The organism is Gilliamella sp. N-G2 (assembly GCF_002142215.1).
In the GTDB taxonomy this organism is placed as follows: Bacteria; Pseudomonadota; Gammaproteobacteria; order Enterobacterales; family Orbaceae; genus Gilliamella.
In genome coordinates, this window is the sequence record NZ_NAST01000074.1 from 1 (window position 1) to 596 (window position 596).

Below are 596 nucleotides of genomic sequence, written 5' to 3' on the forward strand. Positions count from 1 at the left end.
ATTAATTCAAATCAATCAGATAGAACTCATATCAAAACTGATGCAAACCATCAGCCAGGCAGCATTACGTCGATGCTGCCCAAACCGACAACCACGATTGAAGAGGATTTACCTCATCAGGAAAATAATCCCCCTGCCGTTGATGAATCGACACTACCTGAAGCTGGCAATGACATAACACCATCGAAAACCATTAGTGTTTATGAGCCAGACTTAACCTTACCAGATAATAGCTTATGGATAGTCAATAAAGAGACTGACAAAAATTATATTGTTGAAACCGATCCGCGTTTTACTAACCGTAAAAAATGGTTAAGTTCTGATTATATGATTAATCGTCTAAGTGGCAACCCAGATTCAGTATTAAAACGATTAGGAGATGGTTACTATGAACAACAACTTATTCAACAACAAATTGTTGGCTTAACCGGTCACCGTTATTTACAAGGTTATCAATCTGACCTTGAACAATTTCAGGCATTAATGGATGCGGGTATCAGTTTTGCTAAAGAATTTGGTATTGCTATTGGTGTGGAATTAACCGGCGAACAAATGCGGGCATTAACCACCGATATCGTCTTGTTAGTGAAAAAAAG

General features: G+C 38.1%; 1 protein-coding gene. It reads left to right on the top strand.

Annotated features, from left to right (window positions below):
* Positions 1-596 (top strand): S-layer family protein (locus tag B6C99_RS13240; RefSeq protein ID WP_158092493.1); only part of this gene is annotated, 596 nt, incomplete at both ends.